This is a genomic window from Pseudomonas sp. ADAK2 TE3594 (assembly GCF_053628675.1).
On sequence record NZ_JBRJGV010000001.1, the window covers coordinates 58252 to 73690 of the forward strand.

15 protein-coding genes are annotated in these 15439 nt (G+C 58.9%); 5 read left to right on the plus strand and 10 right to left on the minus strand.

Annotation, left to right across the window (positions count from 1 at the left end):
- Positions 1–55 precede the first annotated feature (55 nt).
- The 7 genes from AB7M22_RS00225 to AB7M22_RS00255 all read right to left on the minus strand — a co-directional run bounded on the left by AB7M22_RS00225 (position 56) and on the right by AB7M22_RS00255 (position 8557).
- Complete coding sequence (locus AB7M22_RS00225; protein ID WP_008005505.1) at positions 56–331, minus strand: hypothetical protein; 276 nt, start codon at positions 329–331, stop codon at positions 56–58.
- A 218-nt stretch (positions 332–549) separates the two neighbouring features.
- Complete coding sequence (locus AB7M22_RS00230) at positions 550–831, minus strand: hypothetical protein (protein WP_008005503.1); 282 nt, start codon at positions 829–831, stop codon at positions 550–552.
- Between the two features lie 129 nt (positions 832–960).
- Positions 961–3771 (minus strand): FAD-binding and (Fe-S)-binding domain-containing protein, encoded by a 2811-nt coding sequence (locus AB7M22_RS00235; protein ID WP_454184854.1) that lies wholly within the window; start codon positions 3769–3771, stop codon positions 961–963.
- On the minus strand, positions 3768–4439 hold the full coding sequence (locus tag AB7M22_RS00240) for a LutC/YkgG family protein (protein WP_454184855.1): 672 nt from the start codon (positions 4437–4439) through the stop codon (positions 3768–3770). The genes AB7M22_RS00235 and AB7M22_RS00240 overlap by 4 nt, the downstream gene beginning before the upstream one ends.
- Positions 4439–5893 carry a LutB/LldF family L-lactate oxidation iron-sulfur protein gene (locus tag AB7M22_RS00245; protein WP_454184856.1) on the minus strand — a complete coding sequence of 485 codons (1455 nt, stop codon included), beginning with the start codon at positions 5891–5893 and terminating at the stop codon, positions 4439–4441. Before AB7M22_RS00245 ends, AB7M22_RS00240 begins: the two co-directional genes overlap by 1 nt.
- Positions 5890–6714 (minus strand): (Fe-S)-binding protein, encoded by an 825-nt coding sequence (locus AB7M22_RS00250; protein WP_454184857.1) that lies wholly within the window; start codon positions 6712–6714, stop codon positions 5890–5892. Before AB7M22_RS00250 ends, AB7M22_RS00245 begins: the two co-directional genes overlap by 4 nt.
- A 151-nt stretch (positions 6715–6865) precedes the next feature.
- Entirely contained in the window at positions 6866–8557 is a 1692-nt protein-coding gene (locus AB7M22_RS00255; protein WP_454184858.1) for a lactate permease LctP family transporter, read from the minus strand.
- A 262-nt stretch (positions 8558–8819) separates the two neighbouring features.
- Here AB7M22_RS00255 and AB7M22_RS00260 point away from each other — a divergent pair, with 262 nt between their 5' ends.
- A complete protein-coding gene (locus AB7M22_RS00260; protein ID WP_008005491.1) occupies positions 8820–9587 on the plus strand; it encodes a GntR family transcriptional regulator in 768 nt (255 codons plus the stop codon).
- 111 nt (positions 9588–9698) lie between these two features.
- Here AB7M22_RS00260 and smpB read toward each other — a convergent pair whose 3' ends face one another.
- A complete protein-coding gene (smpB, locus tag AB7M22_RS00265; RefSeq protein WP_007900551.1) occupies positions 9699–10181 on the minus strand; it encodes an SsrA-binding protein SmpB in 483 nt (160 codons plus the stop codon).
- Between the two features lie 118 nt (positions 10182–10299).
- Between smpB and AB7M22_RS00270 the strand changes: the two genes are divergently transcribed.
- From AB7M22_RS00270 to AB7M22_RS00280, 3 genes are read left to right on the plus strand one after another with little or no spacing between them, the layout of a single operon-like run.
- Positions 10300–11703 carry a sodium-dependent transporter gene (locus AB7M22_RS00270; RefSeq protein ID WP_007900550.1) on the plus strand — a complete coding sequence of 468 codons (1404 nt, stop codon included), beginning with the start codon at positions 10300–10302 and terminating at the stop codon, positions 11701–11703.
- Between the two features lie 7 nt (positions 11704–11710).
- Complete coding sequence (locus tag AB7M22_RS00275; RefSeq protein ID WP_007900547.1) at positions 11711–12145, plus strand: type II toxin-antitoxin system RatA family toxin; 435 nt, start codon at positions 11711–11713, stop codon at positions 12143–12145.
- The gene (locus AB7M22_RS00280) at positions 12138–12452 is read left to right on the plus strand and encodes an RnfH family protein (protein ID WP_454184859.1); all 315 of its coding nucleotides are present in this window, start codon (positions 12138–12140) and stop codon (positions 12450–12452) included. Before AB7M22_RS00275 ends, AB7M22_RS00280 begins: the two co-directional genes overlap by 8 nt.
- A 61-nt stretch (positions 12453–12513) precedes the next feature.
- On the opposite strand, the gene AB7M22_RS00285 is transcribed toward AB7M22_RS00280, so the two are convergent.
- On the minus strand, positions 12514–13041 hold the full coding sequence (locus AB7M22_RS00285; RefSeq protein WP_008005485.1) for an outer membrane protein assembly factor BamE: 528 nt from the start codon (positions 13039–13041) through the stop codon (positions 12514–12516).
- 97 nt (positions 13042–13138) lie between these two features.
- On the opposite strand from AB7M22_RS00285, the gene fur reads away from it, so the two are divergent.
- Positions 13139–13543 carry a ferric iron uptake transcriptional regulator gene (gene fur, locus AB7M22_RS00290; RefSeq protein ID WP_003197684.1) on the plus strand — a complete coding sequence of 135 codons (405 nt, stop codon included), beginning with the start codon at positions 13139–13141 and terminating at the stop codon, positions 13541–13543.
- A gap of 75 nt (positions 13544–13618) precedes the next feature.
- Here fur and recN read toward each other — a convergent pair whose 3' ends face one another.
- Positions 13619–15292: a DNA repair protein RecN gene (gene recN / locus AB7M22_RS00295; protein WP_454184860.1), complete on the minus strand. Its 1674-nt coding sequence runs from the start codon at positions 15290–15292 to the stop codon at positions 13619–13621.
- Positions 15293–15439: the final 147 nt, after the last annotated feature.

Below are 15439 nucleotides of genomic sequence, written 5' to 3' on the forward strand. Positions count from 1 at the left end.
CCTTCTGTCCGTGCTTGGGTGTCAGGGCCAACGCTGGATTGGCTCTGGTCAGGCCCTACTGACCGTGCGCGTGGCTTTGAATGTCCTGAAGCGCCTGCTGCGTCAGGGATACACACTCTCTGTCATTGTTCGCAGCGTGAGCCGCCTTGGCTTGTTCAGTTTTGGTGATGACGACACCTTTGGTGGCGGCGTCCAGCGTGGCTGCGCTGGACAGCTTGCTGTTGACTTCCTGCAGCTTCATTACGCATTGATCGCTATCGTTTGAGGCGTATGCGGAGGAGGCCAGCATTGTTGCAGCGATGAGCAGTCCAGCCAGGGCGGAACGCTTCATGGGTATCTCCTGGAACGGGGGTGGGGATTGGGCCACGCTGATTGGGGCTTAACAAATGGACTGTGATGGCGTGCAAGGGTTCTGTTTTTGCTGGCGATGGGGTGAAAGATTTTTCCGGGAGGTGGGTGCGAAAAAGGGACAAGAAACGCCTGATGCTCCGCAAGCTTAGGATTTACCTGGCTGAGAAGGCCAACCCGAAGGTTGGCCTTCGGTAGTTCTTAGCCTTTATCACCTTTGCCCGCGTTCTGGATCTCCTGCAGGGTTTGAGTGGTTTCGGAGATGCATTTTTTGGTGCCTTCCTCGGTGTTTTGCGCCTGGTAGGCCTTGGCTTGCTGGACGCTGGCCTCGACGCGAGTCTTGATTTCCGGCGCCAGGGTCTGGGTCTTGGCATTGGCGATGGCTTGCAGGTTGGTTGCACAAAGATCATCGCCGGCGGCAAACGAGGAGGAGGCCAGCATTGAGGCGGTAACGAACAGACCTAACAGTACTGAGCGTTTCATGGGTATCTCCTTGAACTGAGGGGCCAGGCATCGCTGGCCATCAGGACGGGCTGCCAATTTTGGGAAAGGTCCCGCGTTTGCGGGACTTGATCGGTGGACTGCGACGGTTCGTCGGGGTTCTATTTTTCTTCAGGTCGCTCTGGCCTGGGTCACCCGATCCACCAGATAGACCAGCCCGTGGTAGTCAATTCCGCCGTGTTGCGTCAGACCAATCTCACAGGTGCGGCTGGTCGAAATCCCTTCGCTGCATTGCTGTACCGCGTCCTTGAGCGTGCGCAACGAATGGGCATTCAGTTCCGGGGTGGTGAAGCCCTTGTCACCGGCAAAACCGCAGCAGTGAATGCCCTCAGGGATGACCACATTTTTACTGCATTTGCGCGCCAGATCGATCAACGCCTGGCTCTCGCCGAGATGTTGAGTGCTGCACGTGACGTGCACCGCGATCGGCGCTTCCTGGGGTGTGAAATCGAGACGATCCATCAAGTGAGTACGGATGAAACGCACCGGGTCGTACAGGTCCAGTCGCACATCGCCCAGGTCCTGAACCAGCCGCAGGGTGCAGGGGCTGGTGTCGCAGTAGATTGGATCGAGGCCGCCACGGCTGGCGTGCAGCAGTGCGCCGATCAGCTCCTGGCGTTTGTGTTCGGCCTGTTCGGCATAGCCTTTGGAGGCGAATGGCTGGCCGCAGCAGAGGTTGTCCTGATTGTCTGGAAAGACCACCTGATAACCGGCCTTTTCCAACAGACCACAGGTTTTTTCGTACAACGACATTTGCTCTTTATCACCCGCCGCCGGGCCCATGACCCGCGATACGCAAGCCGCCAGGTACACCACCCGAGGCCGCTCGTCCGACACCGTCGGGCTGAAGCGAATGGCCCTTTCCGGCTGCGGCATCGCGTTGGTCCATTGCGGGATTTGCCCTTTGGATAACCGCGTCAGCGATGCCGAAAGTTTTGCCAGGCGTGGCGCCCCCAGCAGCATCCGAGCACCGTTGGCCACGTGCAGAGTAAAGCGCACACCTTGCAACGCAGTGGCGAAATTTCCTTCAATCCAGTTGGCGGTTTTCGTATGGGTTGCCTTACGGCTGCGGAGCTTTTTCACCAGTTCACCGGTGTTGATTCCTACAGGGCAACGTTGTGCACACAGGCCTGTGGCGGCGCACGTTTCGATGCCTTGGTATTCGTAAGCGGCTTCGAGTTCGGTGGTGTCGACGCCTGCGCGCTTCCTGGCCTGGATATCTCGCCAGATCACGATGCGCTGGCGTGGGCTCAACGTCAGGCCTTTCGACGGGCACACCGGTTCGCAAAAGCCACACTCGATGCACTTATCCACAATCTCATCGGCGGCCGGCAACGGTTTCAGATGCTTGAGGTGGATTTGTGGATCGTCGCTGAGCACCACGTCCGGATTGAGAATGCCGTTAGGGTCGAGCAGGCGTTTGAGCTGCCACATCAACTGGTAAGCGTCGCTGCCCCATTCCAGTTCGACGAAGGGCGCCATGTTGCGACCGGTGCCGTGCTCGGCCTTTAGCGAACCGCCGAATTCAACGGCCACCAACTGCGCCACGTCGTCCATGAACGCTTGGTAGCGTGCGACTTCTTCCGCGCTGTTGAAGCCTTGGGTGAAGACGAAATGCAGATTGCCTTCCAGGGCGTGTCCGAAAAGGATTGCTTCGTCGTAGTGATGTTTGTCGAACAGCTCGATCAGGCGGTTGACGCCGATGGCCAGTTGTTCCACCGGGAAAGTGACGTCTTCGATGATCACCGTGGTGCCGGTTTTGCGCACCGCGCCGACGGCAGGGAAAGTGTCCTTGCGGATCGCCCAGAGCCGGGCGTTTTCCACCGGGTCTTCGGTGAAGTCGACTTGCTTCTCCACTGGGAATCCAGTCAGCGACGCCATGATTTGCGTCAGCTGTTCCTGAAGCAAAGAGGACGAAGCGGCGCGGGATTCGATCAGCAGGGCGCAGGCATTGGTCGACAGTTGTTGTACGAAAGCCGGCATGCCGGGCTTGTCCTGCACCGAGCGCAGGCTGCGGCGGTCCAGCAATTCCACCGCCGACACCGGTTGGCTTTTCAGCACGGTGACGGCGTTGCAGCAGGTCTCTACATCCGGGAACACGATCAGTGCCGACGCCTTGTTCGGGTGGTCGATCACCGTGTCGTAGGTCACTGCGCTGATGAACCCGAGCGTGCCTTCTGAGCCCACCAGCAAGTGGCTCAAGATATCCACAGGCTCGTCGAAATCCACCAGCGCATTGAGTGACAGCCCGGTGGTATTTTTCAGACGGTATTTGTGGCGAATTTTCGCAGCCAGTTCAGCGTTTGCGCGGGTCTCGCGACCCAAAGTCGCCAGTTGTTCGATCAACTCGGCGTGGCTCTCTCGGAAGGCCGCCACACTGGCGGCATCTTCGGTATCGAGACGGCTGCCATCAGCCAGTACCAGAAGAATCCCGGCCAATGTGTGATAGGTGTTCTGCGCCGTGCCGCAGCACATGCCGCTGGCATTGTTGGCGACGATGCCACCGATTTTGCAGGCGTTGATCGACGCCGGGTCTGGTCCGATCTTGCGTCCGAATGGTGCCAGCCAGGCGTTGGCCTGGGCGCCGATCACGCCCGGTTGCAGGCGGATCTGTGTTCCTTGCCCGCGAATCTCGCGACCGTTCCAGTTATCTCCCAGCACGATCAGCACCGAATCGCTGATGGCCTGGCCAGACAGGCTGGTGCCGGCGGCGCGGAAGGTCACCGGGACTTTATCCCGTTGCGCCAGTTTGAGCAGCGCCACCACTTCATCTTCGGACTCGACGCGGATCACCAGTTTCGGAATCAGCCGGTAGAAACTGGCGTCGGTGCCGAAGGCCAAGGTCGACAGCGGATCGTCGAAACGTCGGGTCTGAGGAATCAGTTGCTGTGCATCTCGCAGGAAAGCTGCCGGTAGACTCATTGGTCCTCCAGGATCAGAACGACCAGGTCTTTCGGGCCGTGGGCGCCGTAAGCCAATACTTGCTCGATGTCGGCAGTCTTCGACGGGCCGGACACCAGCAAGGCGTTGGTCGGCATGCCTTGGGCCCATTCGAACTCCTGCTGCACCTGATAGAAGTTGTCGCGGATTTCACTGGCCTTGAGCAGGGCGAAATGCACCGGCGGCACCAGGCTCATCAGACGCGGTTCTTCCCGCGTCGGCCAGAGAATCAGACTACCTGTCGCGGCGATTGCGCCGAGGGTAGTGGTCAGGCTGGCCGGGGTGTCGTTGAACAACTCGGCTTTCCATTCCTCGACCGGACGGTCGTAGGCTTTGAGCGCTGGCAGGCCAGGATTTTTCACCCAATGCTGAGTGATGCGTTGACCGTGGGGTGTCGTCGGCGCAATCAACAGGCTCGGCAACTGGCGATCCTGCAGCAGTTGCGCCAGCAATTCGGGCCAGCCATCTCTGGACGTCAGATGAATTTCGGTGTGCACCGCTTCCATCAGTTTGCGCAGTTGCGGGATGCGTTGTTCTGGCGTGTAGGTGTAGGGCTCAGTCACCAGTTCGACATCGAAGTTGTCAGGCACAGGCGTGGTGCCTGTCAGACTGTTGCGCAATTTGGCGAGGATATTTTGCTTGGCGCTCATCAGCGGTCTCCCTGTTTGGCCAGATGCTCGCGGGCCATGTCATGCAGTGAGCGGGCCGCGGGTTTCGGAGCGCTGTGGTTCTGGGTCCACGGGCCGACGTTGCTCGGGGTCAGCGCACGCAGGCGAGTGGCGAAGAAGCCGAACAGGCGATAGAGCGTTGGCGAGCTGTTGAGCTTCGCCCAGGCGTTCCAGATCAACCGCTCCTTGCGCGAGTACTTGCTGCCCTGACCGCGCATCACTTGATGCGGGCTGTCCGGGGCTTTGACGTTCTCTTCCCGTAGGCGACGCAGCAATGCGGGGATCGGAATTTTTACCGGGCAGACTTCACCGCAAGCGCCACATAACGAAGACGCGCTCGGGTGGTCGGGGACTTTCGCCAGGCCGACCATGTGCGGGGTGATGATTTTTCCGATAGGCCCAGGGTAAACCTCCCCATAGGCATGACCGCCGATTCGGGTGTAGACCGGGCAATGATTCATACAGGCGCCGCAGCGGATGCAGTTCAGGGTCTGGCGCAATTCGCTGTCGGCAAACGCCTGGCTGCGACCATTGTCGAGCAATACCAGATGCACTTCCTGCGGGCCGTCGAGTTCATGTTCCTTGCGCGGGCCGGAGATCATGTTGACGTAGGTGGTGATCGGCTGGCCGAGGGCTGAACGGGTCAGCAGTGATAGCAGCGGCACCACATCGCGCAAGTTTTCCACGACTTTTTCGATGCCGGTGACGGCGATGTGCACCGGCGGCACGGTGGTGGTCATGCGCCCGTTGCCTTCGTTTTCCACCAACAGCAAGGTGCCGGTTTCGGCCACGGCGAAGTTGACGCCGGAGACGCCGATGTCCGCTTCGAAGAATTTCTGCCGCAAGACCTTGCGACCGATCTGAATGAGTTGGTCAACGTCCTTGGTGTATTCCACGCCAAGTTTGTCGTGGAACAAGGACGCGACCTGACCGGCATTCTTGTGGATCGCCGGCATAATAATGTGTGAAGGCTTCTCGTGGTCGAGCTGGACGATGTACTCGCCCATGTCCGATTCCAGGCATTCAATGCCCTGTTCAGCGAGGAAGTGATTCATTTCCATCTCTTCGCTGACCATCGATTTGCCCTTGATCACTTGCCGCCCCTCGTGAGCGCGGATGATCGAGAGGACGATGCCATTGGCTTCGTCCACCGTTTCCGCCCAGTGCACTGTCACACCGTTGCGGGTCAGGTTCTGTTCAAGTTGCTCGAGCAGGTCGGGCAACTTGGATAAAGCACGGGCGCGGACAGCATTGCCCAGCACTCGCAAATGTTCTCTTTCATGGGCATCGCTGAAGGACGCTGCCCGTTTGCTCATCAGTGAATCCATCGCGCTGCGAAAGTTGTTTCGCAGTTGCGTGTCAGCCAAAGCCTTGTGAGCCCGGGCACGAAAGTCTTCTTCTACGGCAACCGTAGGAATAATCGTGGAAGTGCTCATTGGGCACCTCCGGTACGCTGCCACAGGAAACTGGCCAGATGCTGACCGCGCAATGCTTCCTGCTGTTTCTCCAGCGCGCCATTGATGTTCATCAGGCAACCGCAGTCGGCACTGAGTACCTTGTGCGCGCCGGATTCCTTCAACGCCCGGGTCTTGTCAGCCACCATCGCGCCGGAAATATCTGGCATACGGACGCTGAAAGTCCCCCCAAAGCCACAGCATTCACTTTCGTGGCTATGGTCGACTCGCTCCACATTGCTTAGCTGCGCCAACAATTCACGGCCGTGCAGGTGGGTGTTCATTTCACGGCGTGCCGAGCACGACGTGTGCAGCGCCACTTTAACCGGCTCGCCGCTGTCCTTGAGCTGCACCTTGCAGACAAACAGCAGGAACTCCGCCAGTTCATAAGTCCGTGCCGCGAGGGACTGGACCTGTTTCAGCGTGTGCGGCTCGTCCTTGAACAGGTCGGCGTAGTGTTCGCGCAACATGCCCGCGCAAGACCCCGACGGCACCACCACCGGATAATCGCCGGCAAACAGCGCCAATTGCGAGCGCGCCACGGTCCGGGCCTGTTCGGTGTAACCCGAGGTGTAGGCCGGTTGCCCGCAGCAGCTTTGCCCTTGCGGGTATTCGACACGAATGCCTTCGCGTTCCAGCAAGTGAATCGCGTCCATCCCGGCTTCCGGGTAGAACAGATCCACCACGCAGGTCCCGAACAGGTAGACCCGTGACGGCTTCTCGCTGGGGTATTGCCGAGGCTCGGACAGTGGCGGGGCGACGCGGGTCGCGTTTGGCACTGCGTTGTAAAAAAGCTCGCTCATCAGGCGTGTCTCCGGGTGGTCCCGGTTATCCGTCCGCTGAGGCTGCTGAATATAGAGAGGGAAGCTTTCAGCAGCCTTGCAGACCCGGTTGTGAATAGCTGACGCCGGGGGCGTAACCCAGCGTCGGTTTTTTCCGTGTCGCGTGTAGTTCTTAGTGCACCAGCATGCCGGTGAACCAGTAGGCCTGAGCCAACGTGATCAGGCCGACGATCGTTGCAAAGAATAGGCTGTGCTTGAGGGTGAAGCGGAACAGATCCGATTCCTTGCCCACCAGCCCGGTCGCGGCGCAGGCCACGGCGATCGATTGCGGCGAAATCATCTTGCCGGTCACGCCGCCGCTGGTATTTGCCGCCACCAGCAAGGTGTCATTGACGCCGATCTGATGCGCGGTGGTTGCTTGCAGCGAACTGAACAGTGCGTTGGACGAAGTATCGGAACCGGTCAGGAACACGCCGAGCCAGCCGAGGAACGGCGAGAAGAACGGGAATGCCGCGCCTGTGCCTGCCAGTACCAGAGCCATGGTCGACGACATGCCCGAGTAGTTGGTGACGAAGGCGAAGGCCAGCACCATGCCGATGGACAAAATCGGCCAGCGCAGCTCGTAGAACGTTTCTTTAAAAGTGGTAAGACCAGTTCTGAGATTGATCTTCAGCACCAGCATCGAGATCAGCGCAGAGAAGAAAATCGCCGTGCCGGTCGCGGAAATCGGATCGAGTTTGAACACCGCCGGAATCGCCGTCGGGGTGGTCACGATTGGAGCGACCTTGATCACCATTTGATCCAGATGCGGGATCGCGAAGTTGAACACCCAGATATACATCGAGCCACCCGCAGCGAACATGGCCTTGAACGGTTTCAGCGTCCAAATGGTGACCAGTACTGTGAGGATCAGGAACGGCGACCAGGCTTTGAAAATTTCCCCCAGGCTGTAAGGCGAAGCCACGGTGGTGCGCGGTTGGCCGAAACCACCGGCGCTGGCCACCACGGAAGCCGAGACGGCGCCGACGATGTGTTGGCCGGCGGCGCGTTTTGGTTGCCAGATTTTCAGGAACAGCGTCAGGGAAATCAGGCTGGCCAGTGCCGAGGTGATGTCTGGCAGTTCCGGGCCAATGAAGTTCGAGGTGAAGTACTGAGTGACGGCGAAACTCAAACCGGCCACCAGTGCCGCCGGCCAGGTTTCCCGCACGCCGCGCAGGCCATCCATCATGAACACTAGCCAGAAAGGCACGAACAGCGACAGCAATGGCAGTTGGCGACCGGTCATGGCGCCGATCTTGAACGCGTCGATGCCGGTGACTTGCCCGGCGACGATGATCGGAATCCCCAAGGCACCGAAGGCTACCGGCGCGGTGTTGGCGATCAGGCACAGGCCCGCGGCGTACAGCGGGTTGAAGCCAAGTCCCACCAGCAGCGCGGCGGTAATCGCTACCGGTGCGCCGAAACCGGCGGCACCTTCCAGGAAGGCGCCGAAGCAGAAGCCGATCAGCAGTACTTGCAGGCGTTGGTCGTCAGTGATCGACAGCACTGAGCTGCGGATCACTTCGAACTGGCCACTCTTGACCGTCAGTTTGTAGAGGAACACCGCTGCCACGATGATCCAGGCAATCGGCCACAAGCCGTAGGCGAAGCCATATCCGGCTGCCGCGAAGGCCATATCGACCGGCATCTGGAACGCGAAGATTGCCACGGCAATCGACAGCGCGAGGGTAATGCTGCCGGCCACATGGCCTTTGAGGCGGAACACGGCCAAGGCCAGGAAGAAAAATACGATGGGGATGACGGCTGCGAGTGCGGACACGCCGAGACTGCCGAGCGGGCTGTAGAGCTGTTGCCAGGTTTGCATATGGGGTGGCCCCTAATTGTTGTTGGTCAGGCACTGGTCAGCGTTCTTGGATAATTGGTAATACCAATTTACAATCGCTGTTGGCTAGAGTAAAAGCCTTGTAGGCGGTGTGTCAATTTGCCGCCCTAAAACTTTTGTCGAATGAGCGGTGCAGAACGCATCTGATCTGTTCGATCAAACGTCGTCTGGTAGGTGCTGGTGTGGCGCCGATAGGCCAGAATAGAGAGCCCGGCGAGCCGCCGGGATCGTGGAGAATTGAGTAATGGGGTTTGATCAGATTCGGCAGCGCCGTTTGTCTGACGATATTGTCGAGCAGCTCGAAGGGATGATTCTCGAGGGCACATTGAAGGCCGGCGAGCGCCTGCCGGCGGAGCGTGCGTTGGCCGAGCAGTTCGGCGTGTCACGCCCTTCGTTGCGTGAAGCGATTCAGAAACTGGCCGCCAAAGGGTTGCTGGTCAGCCGTCAGGGCGGCGGTAACTATGTGGTGGAATCCCTGGGCTCGACGTTCAGCGATCCGCTGTTGCATCTGCTGGAAAGCAATCCCGAGGCCCAGCGCGATTTGCTGGAGTTTCGTCATACGCTGGAAGCCTCTTGTGCTTACTACGCGGCATTGCGCGCCACGGACGTGGATCGCGAGCGGCTGACGGCGGCGTTCGACGAGTTGCAAGACTGCTATTCGCGTCATGACGAAGTGGGTCGGGCGGAAGAGGGCGCGGCGGATGCGAAATTCCATTTGGCGATCGCCGAGGCCAGTCATAACGCAGTGTTGCTACACACCATTCGAGGTCTGTTCGACCTGCTCAAACGCAACGTTGTGACCAACATCGGCGGCATGTACAAACAGCGCTCCGAAACCCGCGACATGCTGATCGCGCAGCACAGAGAATTGTATCTGGCGATTATCGAAGGAAGGGCAGAGCAGGCGCGGGAGGTTTCCAGTCGGCACATTTTGTATGTGCAGGAAGTGCTGGAAGAGGTGCGTCAGGAAGTGCAGCGCGTGGCTCGGGCGGAGCGGCGCAAGGGGATGTAGCCAGGTGGGTGTCTGCGGTGAATCATTCGCGGGCAAGCCTCGCTCCTACAGGAGCGCGTGGTCCAGTGTAGGAGCGAGGCTTGCCCGCGAAAGCGATCTCAAGGTAAAGAATTAATCTTCCTTGCCCTTGTTACGCACCGCACGCTGCAATTCACGACCGGCGTCGCGCTCGCGTTCGGTATCACGCTTGTCGTATTCCTTCTTGCCCTTGCCCAGAGCGATCTCGCACTTGACCATGTGCTTGCTCCAGTACCAGGACAGGCATACGCAGGCATAACCTTTTTGCTGCACGGCAGCAGCCAGCTTTTCCAGCTCGCGCCGATTGAGCAGCAATTTTCGGGTGCGGGTCGGATCGGCGATGACGTGGGTGCTGGCAGTCATCAGCGGCGTAATGTGGCTGCCGAGCAGCCAGGCTTCGCCATCTTTGAGCAGCACGTAACTGTCAACCAGTTGTAGCTTGCTCGCCCGCAAACTTTTTACTTCCCAGCCGGCCAGGACCAGACCAGCCTCGAACTTATGCTCGATGAAGTAATCGTGTCGCGCCTTTTTGTTCTGCGCGATGGTCCCTGTTGGGTGTTTCTTCTGTTTAGCCATAGGGGCGGCATTATATGGAGTTACACCGCTGTCGGCTACGGTGAAGCTACGTGCTTGAGCAGGTTGATTGAATCCCGGACAATGCGGCCTCTTTTTTGAACGCTTGGGCGTGATAACGATGTCGACAGACAAGGTTTCTGTCCACGGCAGTTGGGCTAGCCGCTGGGTCTTCATACTCGCCGCGACCGGTTCGGCCGTGGGGCTGGGTAGTATCTGGAAATTCCCTTACATGGTCGGCGTCTACGGTGGCGGAGCCTTCGTGCTGATGTTCCTGGCCTGTATCGCGCTGATCGGTGTGCCCGTGATGCTGGCCGAAACCCTGATCGGCCGGCGCGCACGGCAGAGCCCGGCCAATGCCTTGAAGGTCCTGGCGCTGGAAGCGGGGCATTCGGCGAAGTGGTCCTGGGGCGCGTTTGCCGGGATGATCACGGCGCTGCTGATTCTGTCTTTCTATAGTGTGGTCGGTGGCTGGTCGCTGGATTACATCATCGACATGGGGCGTGGCGACTTCCAGGGAGCGACACCTGATCAGGTCGGTGCATACTTCGGCAACGTGATCGCCGACCCATGGCGCCTGACACTTTGGCACACGATTTTCATGCTCCTCTCTGCCGTGGTGATCGCCAAGGGCGTGGTCGCCGGGCTGGAGCGCAGCCTGCGGATCATGATGCCGCTGCTGTTCGTGATGGTGATTGTTCTGCTGGGCTACAGCATGACCACCGGCCACTTCATGGAGGGCGTGCATTTCATGTTCGACTTCCACCCGGAAAAAGTACTCGACGGCTTGCTGCCGGCCATGGGGCACGCGTTTTTCTCCCTGAGCGTGGGCGTCGGTTCGATCATGATCTACGGTGCTTATATGCCGAAGAGCTCGTCGATTTCCGGCACCATTGTCGGTGTGGCGCTGCTCGATACTTTCGTTTCCCTGGTGGCCGGTCTGGCATTGTTTCCGATTGTGTTCGCTGCCGGCCTGAACCCGAGCGAAGGCCCTGGCCTGATGTTCGTCAGCCTGCCATTTGCCTTTGGTAACGTAGCGTTCGGCCAGTTGATGGGCGTCGTGTTTTTCGTACTGGTAGCGATCGCGGCCTGGAGTTCGGCGATTTCCCTGCTCGAGCCAATGGTGGCTTACCTGGTTGAGCGCACGAAGATCAGCCGCGCCTGGGTCACCTTCTGGCTGGCATTCATCTGCTGGTTCGTCGGTCTGGGCACCGTGTTTTCCTTCAATATCTGGAAGGAAGCCAAGTTTTTCGTGAACGAAGGCGGGATTTTCCATCTCTATCAATGGGGAGCAGCCGGTGGCCTGGACTTCTTCGGTGTGATCGATTTCTTCACCTCGCGGATCATGTTGCCACTCGGTGGTTTGTGTTTCGTGGTGTTTGCGGGCTGGGTGATGGGGCGTGAAGCGGTGCGCGACGAATTGTCGATCCGCCGTCCGGTGCTGTTCGCCCTGTCCCTGTTCTTGATGCGCTATGTGGCGCCCATCGGCATTCTTGTAGTGTTTGCCGCCCAGCTGTGGAAGTGACGCTGACATGACGACACACATTCAACGTTCGGCCCTGCTGCCGTATCCGGCACAAGCGCTGTATGACCTGGTCAACGATGTGGCTCGCTATCCGGAATTCCTGCCGTGGTGCTCGTCGGCCGAAGTCCTGGAAAGCACTCCTGAGCTTATGCGTGCCAGCGTCGGCGTGGCCAAGGGCGGCCTTAGTCAGCATTTCGTGACGCGTAATACCCTGGTGCCCGGGCATTCGATCGAGATGAACCTCGAAGAAGGTCCGTTCAGCCAGTTGCATGGCATCTGGGTGTTTAAGCCGTTGGGCGAGAAGGCCTGCAAGATCAGTCTGGACTTGTCGTTCGACTATTCGGGGCCGCTGGTGCGTGCGACGTTGGGGCCTTTGTTCAATCAGGCGGCGAATACGCTGATGGACGCGTTTTGCCAGCGTGCGAAACAGAAGCATGGTTGAGGCTGTGATCACGGTCGAGGTGGTGTATGCCGCCGTTGATCGTCAGGTGTTGCTGACCGTAACCGTGCCGATGGGTGCAACCGTACGGGATGCGTTGTTCAAGTCCGGCTTGAGCGGCGAATTCCCTGAGCTGGATCTGGCCAGTTGCCCGGTTGGAATTTTTGGCAAAGTGGTTGCGGAGCCGGCCATTCGTTCGGTTCAGACGGGGGATCGCATCGAGGTTTACCGGCCGTTGCTTGCCGATCCGAAAGAGGTTCGCCGGTTGCGTGCAGCCAAAGCAGCCGAGGCCAAAGCCCGGAATCAGTGATCCGGTTAAACGCCAGACGATAAAAAACCCGGACATGCCGGGTTTTTTATTGCGTCGCAAATTATTGCGGCGAGGTTTCCAGCGGTTCTGGCGTCGGGACTGGAACGGTTTCTACGTTGTCCACGTCCTTCTGGATCTGGTCCAGCAGCGAACCTGGCTTGACCGGTTTTTCTGGCTTCGGCTTCTCGGCGTTTTCTGCTGGCGCGGTCACGGTGGTACCACTGTCCTTGCCGAGAATGGCTTCGTCGCGGCTCACGCCCGGCATGAAATCGCCAGAGAGGCTGACAAGTTGATCATTTGGGTTGAAGATAACGCTAATGCGTTCCTGTTGGCGTTCACCGCCACCCGGTTGCAGGCTGTAGAGATAATCCCAGCGATCGGCATGGAACGTGTCGGTCAGCAGAGGGTTACCCATGATAAACCGTACTTGCCGGCGGGTCATTCCCGGGCGTAACTGGTCTATCATGTCCTGCGTGACGACATTGCCCTGCTGGATGTCGATTTTGTAAACCCCGGGGAATGAACAACCGGCGAGTGCGAGCAGTCCCACAAAGGTGAAACTGGTTAGCAAGAGCTTGGTGTTTTGCATCGGTGGGCGACTTCCACTATCTTGGCTGGGACAACGTAAACGCCGATCATACCCGCATTAAGAGAAGCTGCGAAGCAGCATCGCGAGAAAGCTGACCATGGTTGAAAATAGCGAACTACGCAAAGCCGGCCTCAAAGTGACCCTTCCACGGGTCAAAATTCTGCAAATGCTCGATTCCGCCGAGCAACGCCACATGAGTGCCGAGGATGTCTACAAGGCGCTGATGGAGGCTGGTGAGGACGTCGGTCTGGCCACGGTTTACCGTGTTCTGACTCAGTTCGAGGCAGCTGGCCTTGTGGTGCGGCACAACTTCGACGGAGGCCATGCGGTCTTCGAGCTGGACGACGGCAAGCATCACGACCATATGGTCAACGTCGAGACCAGTGAAGTGATCGAATTCTTCGACGAAGAAATCGAGCGGCTGCAGAAAGCAATCGTCGACAAGTATGGCTTCGAGATGGTTGATCACAATCTTGTGCTGTACGTACGCAAGAAAAAGTAAGCATGTCGCGCGAACTTCAGGTTCGCGAAACGAACGAAGGCGACCCCAGGGTCGCCTTCGTGCTTTCTGCTGTTCTCAAATTTTCGCGGTAACGACCATTTTTTTCGCGTGAGCCAGTGATTCCTTGGTGAGATCGATGCCGCCGAGCATTCGTGCCACTTCTTCAACACGGTCGATCTTGCTCAGTTTGGAGACGGCCGTATGCGTGGCGTCTTCACCGCGAACCTTGTGTACAAATAGATGTTGATGCCCCTGCGCCGCCACTTGCGGCAAGTGAGTCACGGTCAGAACCTGCCCGCGCTCCCCGAGGCGTCGCAGCAACTGGCCGACAATCTCGGCGGTCGGGCCGCCAATACCCACGTCCACTTCGTCGAACACCAGTGTCGGTACGCGGGAGGTCTGTGCAGTGATCACCTGAATCGCCAGGCTGATGCGCGAGAGCTCGCCCCCCGATGCTACTTTTGCCAGGGCTTTCAACGGTTGCCCCGGGTTGGCGCTCACCAGCAGTTCTACCTGTTCGAGCCCATTGGGCAGCAGTTCGTCGCTGCTGTTGGGGCGCAGTTCGATGGTGAAGCGGCCGCCGGGCATGCCCAAACGCTGGATTTCCTGTTCCACGGCGCTGGCCAGGCTGCTCGAGGCTTGATGTCGCAGATCGCTCAGCTCCCGGGCCTTCTCCTGATAATGGCGGGCGTAGGAGGCCAGCTCATCGCTTAGTCGTTCGATGGATTCGTCGTTGGCATTCAGGGTTTCGATTTCATCGAGTAGCTTCTGCTGCATCTCGGCGACCTCGGTCGGCTGGATGCGGTGTTTGCGCGCCAGGGTGTAGATGGCATCAAGGCGCTCTTCCAGGTATTGAAGGCGGGCCGGGTCGGCGTCGAAATTGTCGAGAAAGCGGTTCAGCTCGCCCACGGCTTCTTCAACCTGAATCTGTGCGCTGGTCAGCAGGCTGCTGGCTTCACCCAGGGCGCCGATCGAATTGTTCACGCTCGACAGGCGGTTAAGGCTGGCGGTGAGTGCATTCAATACGTTGCCTGAATCACTTTCGCTGCATTGTTCGACCACTTGCCGGCAAATGCCCAGCAGGGTTTCGGCGTTGGTCAGGTTCTTGTGTTCCTGTTCCAGTTGCTCCAGCTCATTTTCGCCGAGGCCGAGGTTTTCCAGTTCTTCGAGTTGATAGCTGAGCAACTGATGACGGGCGCGCTGTTCGTCGCCGGAGTTGGAGAGGCGTTCCAGTTCCTGGCGGGTCTGGCGCCAGCGTTGGGCGGCCAGTTGCACCTGGCGGGCCAGGTCCGTGGCGCCGGCGTATTCGTCGAGCAGGCGGCGATGAGTATCGGTTTTGAGCAGGGATTGGTGTTCGTGCTGGCTGTGGATGTCGATCAGCAACTCGCCCAGGGCCTTCAGGTCACCGAGGGGGCAGGGAGTGCCGTTGATGTAGCCGCGCGAGCGCCCTTCAGCGGTGATCACTCGACGCAGAATGCACGGGCCATCGTTCTCGAGGTCGCGCTCGGCCAGCCAGGTGCTGGCTTCCGGGATGTCGATCAGGTCGAAGGTGGCCAGGATATCGGCCTTGTCGGCGCCCGGGCGAACCACGCCACTGTCGGCGCGATCGCCCAGGGTCAGGCCCAGGGCGTCGAGCATGATCGACTTGCCGGCACCGGTTTCCCCTGTGATCACGCTCATCCCGCGATCGAGTTCGAGATCGAGATGTTCAACGATGGCGTAGTTGTGTACGGACAGGTGCACCAGCATAAAGGCCGCTCCCAGGCTTTAGGTCTGGTTATTTATACAGTGTTTTGTTTCGGGCTGACAATGCCCCCTCTTAGGTCGATTTGCTTGATTGAAGGGAATCCTTAGCGCGATGCGGAATGACAATGCAGCTGTTTTTTGTAGGGTTAA

Coding starts and splice junctions, on each gene's coding strand:
- AB7M22_RS00240 (WP_454184855.1), bottom strand. CDS start 4,439: ATGAGCGCCAAGCAAAATATCCTCGCCAAATTGCGCAACAGTCTGACA.
- AB7M22_RS00255 (WP_454184858.1), bottom strand. CDS start 8,557: ATGCAAACCTGGCAACAGCTCTACAGCCCGCTCGGCAGTCTCGGCGTG.
- AB7M22_RS00235 (WP_454184854.1), bottom strand. CDS start 3,771: ATGAGTCTACCGGCAGCTTTCCTGCGAGATGCACAGCAACTGATTCCT.
- recN (WP_454184860.1), bottom strand. CDS start 15,292: ATGCTGGTGCACCTGTCCGTACACAACTACGCCATCGTTGAACATCTC.
- fur (WP_003197684.1), top strand. CDS start 13,139: ATGGTTGAAAATAGCGAACTACGCAAAGCCGGCCTCAAAGTGACCCTT.
- AB7M22_RS00270 (WP_007900550.1), top strand. CDS start 10,300: ATGTCGACAGACAAGGTTTCTGTCCACGGCAGTTGGGCTAGCCGCTGG.
- AB7M22_RS00230 (WP_008005503.1), bottom strand. CDS start 831: ATGAAACGCTCAGTACTGTTAGGTCTGTTCGTTACCGCCTCAATGCTG.
- smpB (WP_007900551.1), bottom strand. CDS start 10,181: ATGGCTAAACAGAAGAAACACCCAACAGGGACCATCGCGCAGAACAAA.
- AB7M22_RS00280 (WP_454184859.1), top strand. CDS start 12,138: ATGGTTGAGGCTGTGATCACGGTCGAGGTGGTGTATGCCGCCGTTGAT.
- AB7M22_RS00260 (WP_008005491.1), top strand. CDS start 8,820: ATGGGGTTTGATCAGATTCGGCAGCGCCGTTTGTCTGACGATATTGTC.
- AB7M22_RS00225 (WP_008005505.1), bottom strand. CDS start 331: ATGAAGCGTTCCGCCCTGGCTGGACTGCTCATCGCTGCAACAATGCTG.
- AB7M22_RS00275 (WP_007900547.1), top strand. CDS start 11,711: ATGACGACACACATTCAACGTTCGGCCCTGCTGCCGTATCCGGCACAA.
- AB7M22_RS00250 (WP_454184857.1), bottom strand. CDS start 6,714: ATGAGCGAGCTTTTTTACAACGCAGTGCCAAACGCGACCCGCGTCGCC.
- AB7M22_RS00285 (WP_008005485.1), bottom strand. CDS start 13,041: ATGCAAAACACCAAGCTCTTGCTAACCAGTTTCACCTTTGTGGGACTG.
- AB7M22_RS00245 (WP_454184856.1), bottom strand. CDS start 5,893: ATGAGCACTTCCACGATTATTCCTACGGTTGCCGTAGAAGAAGACTTT.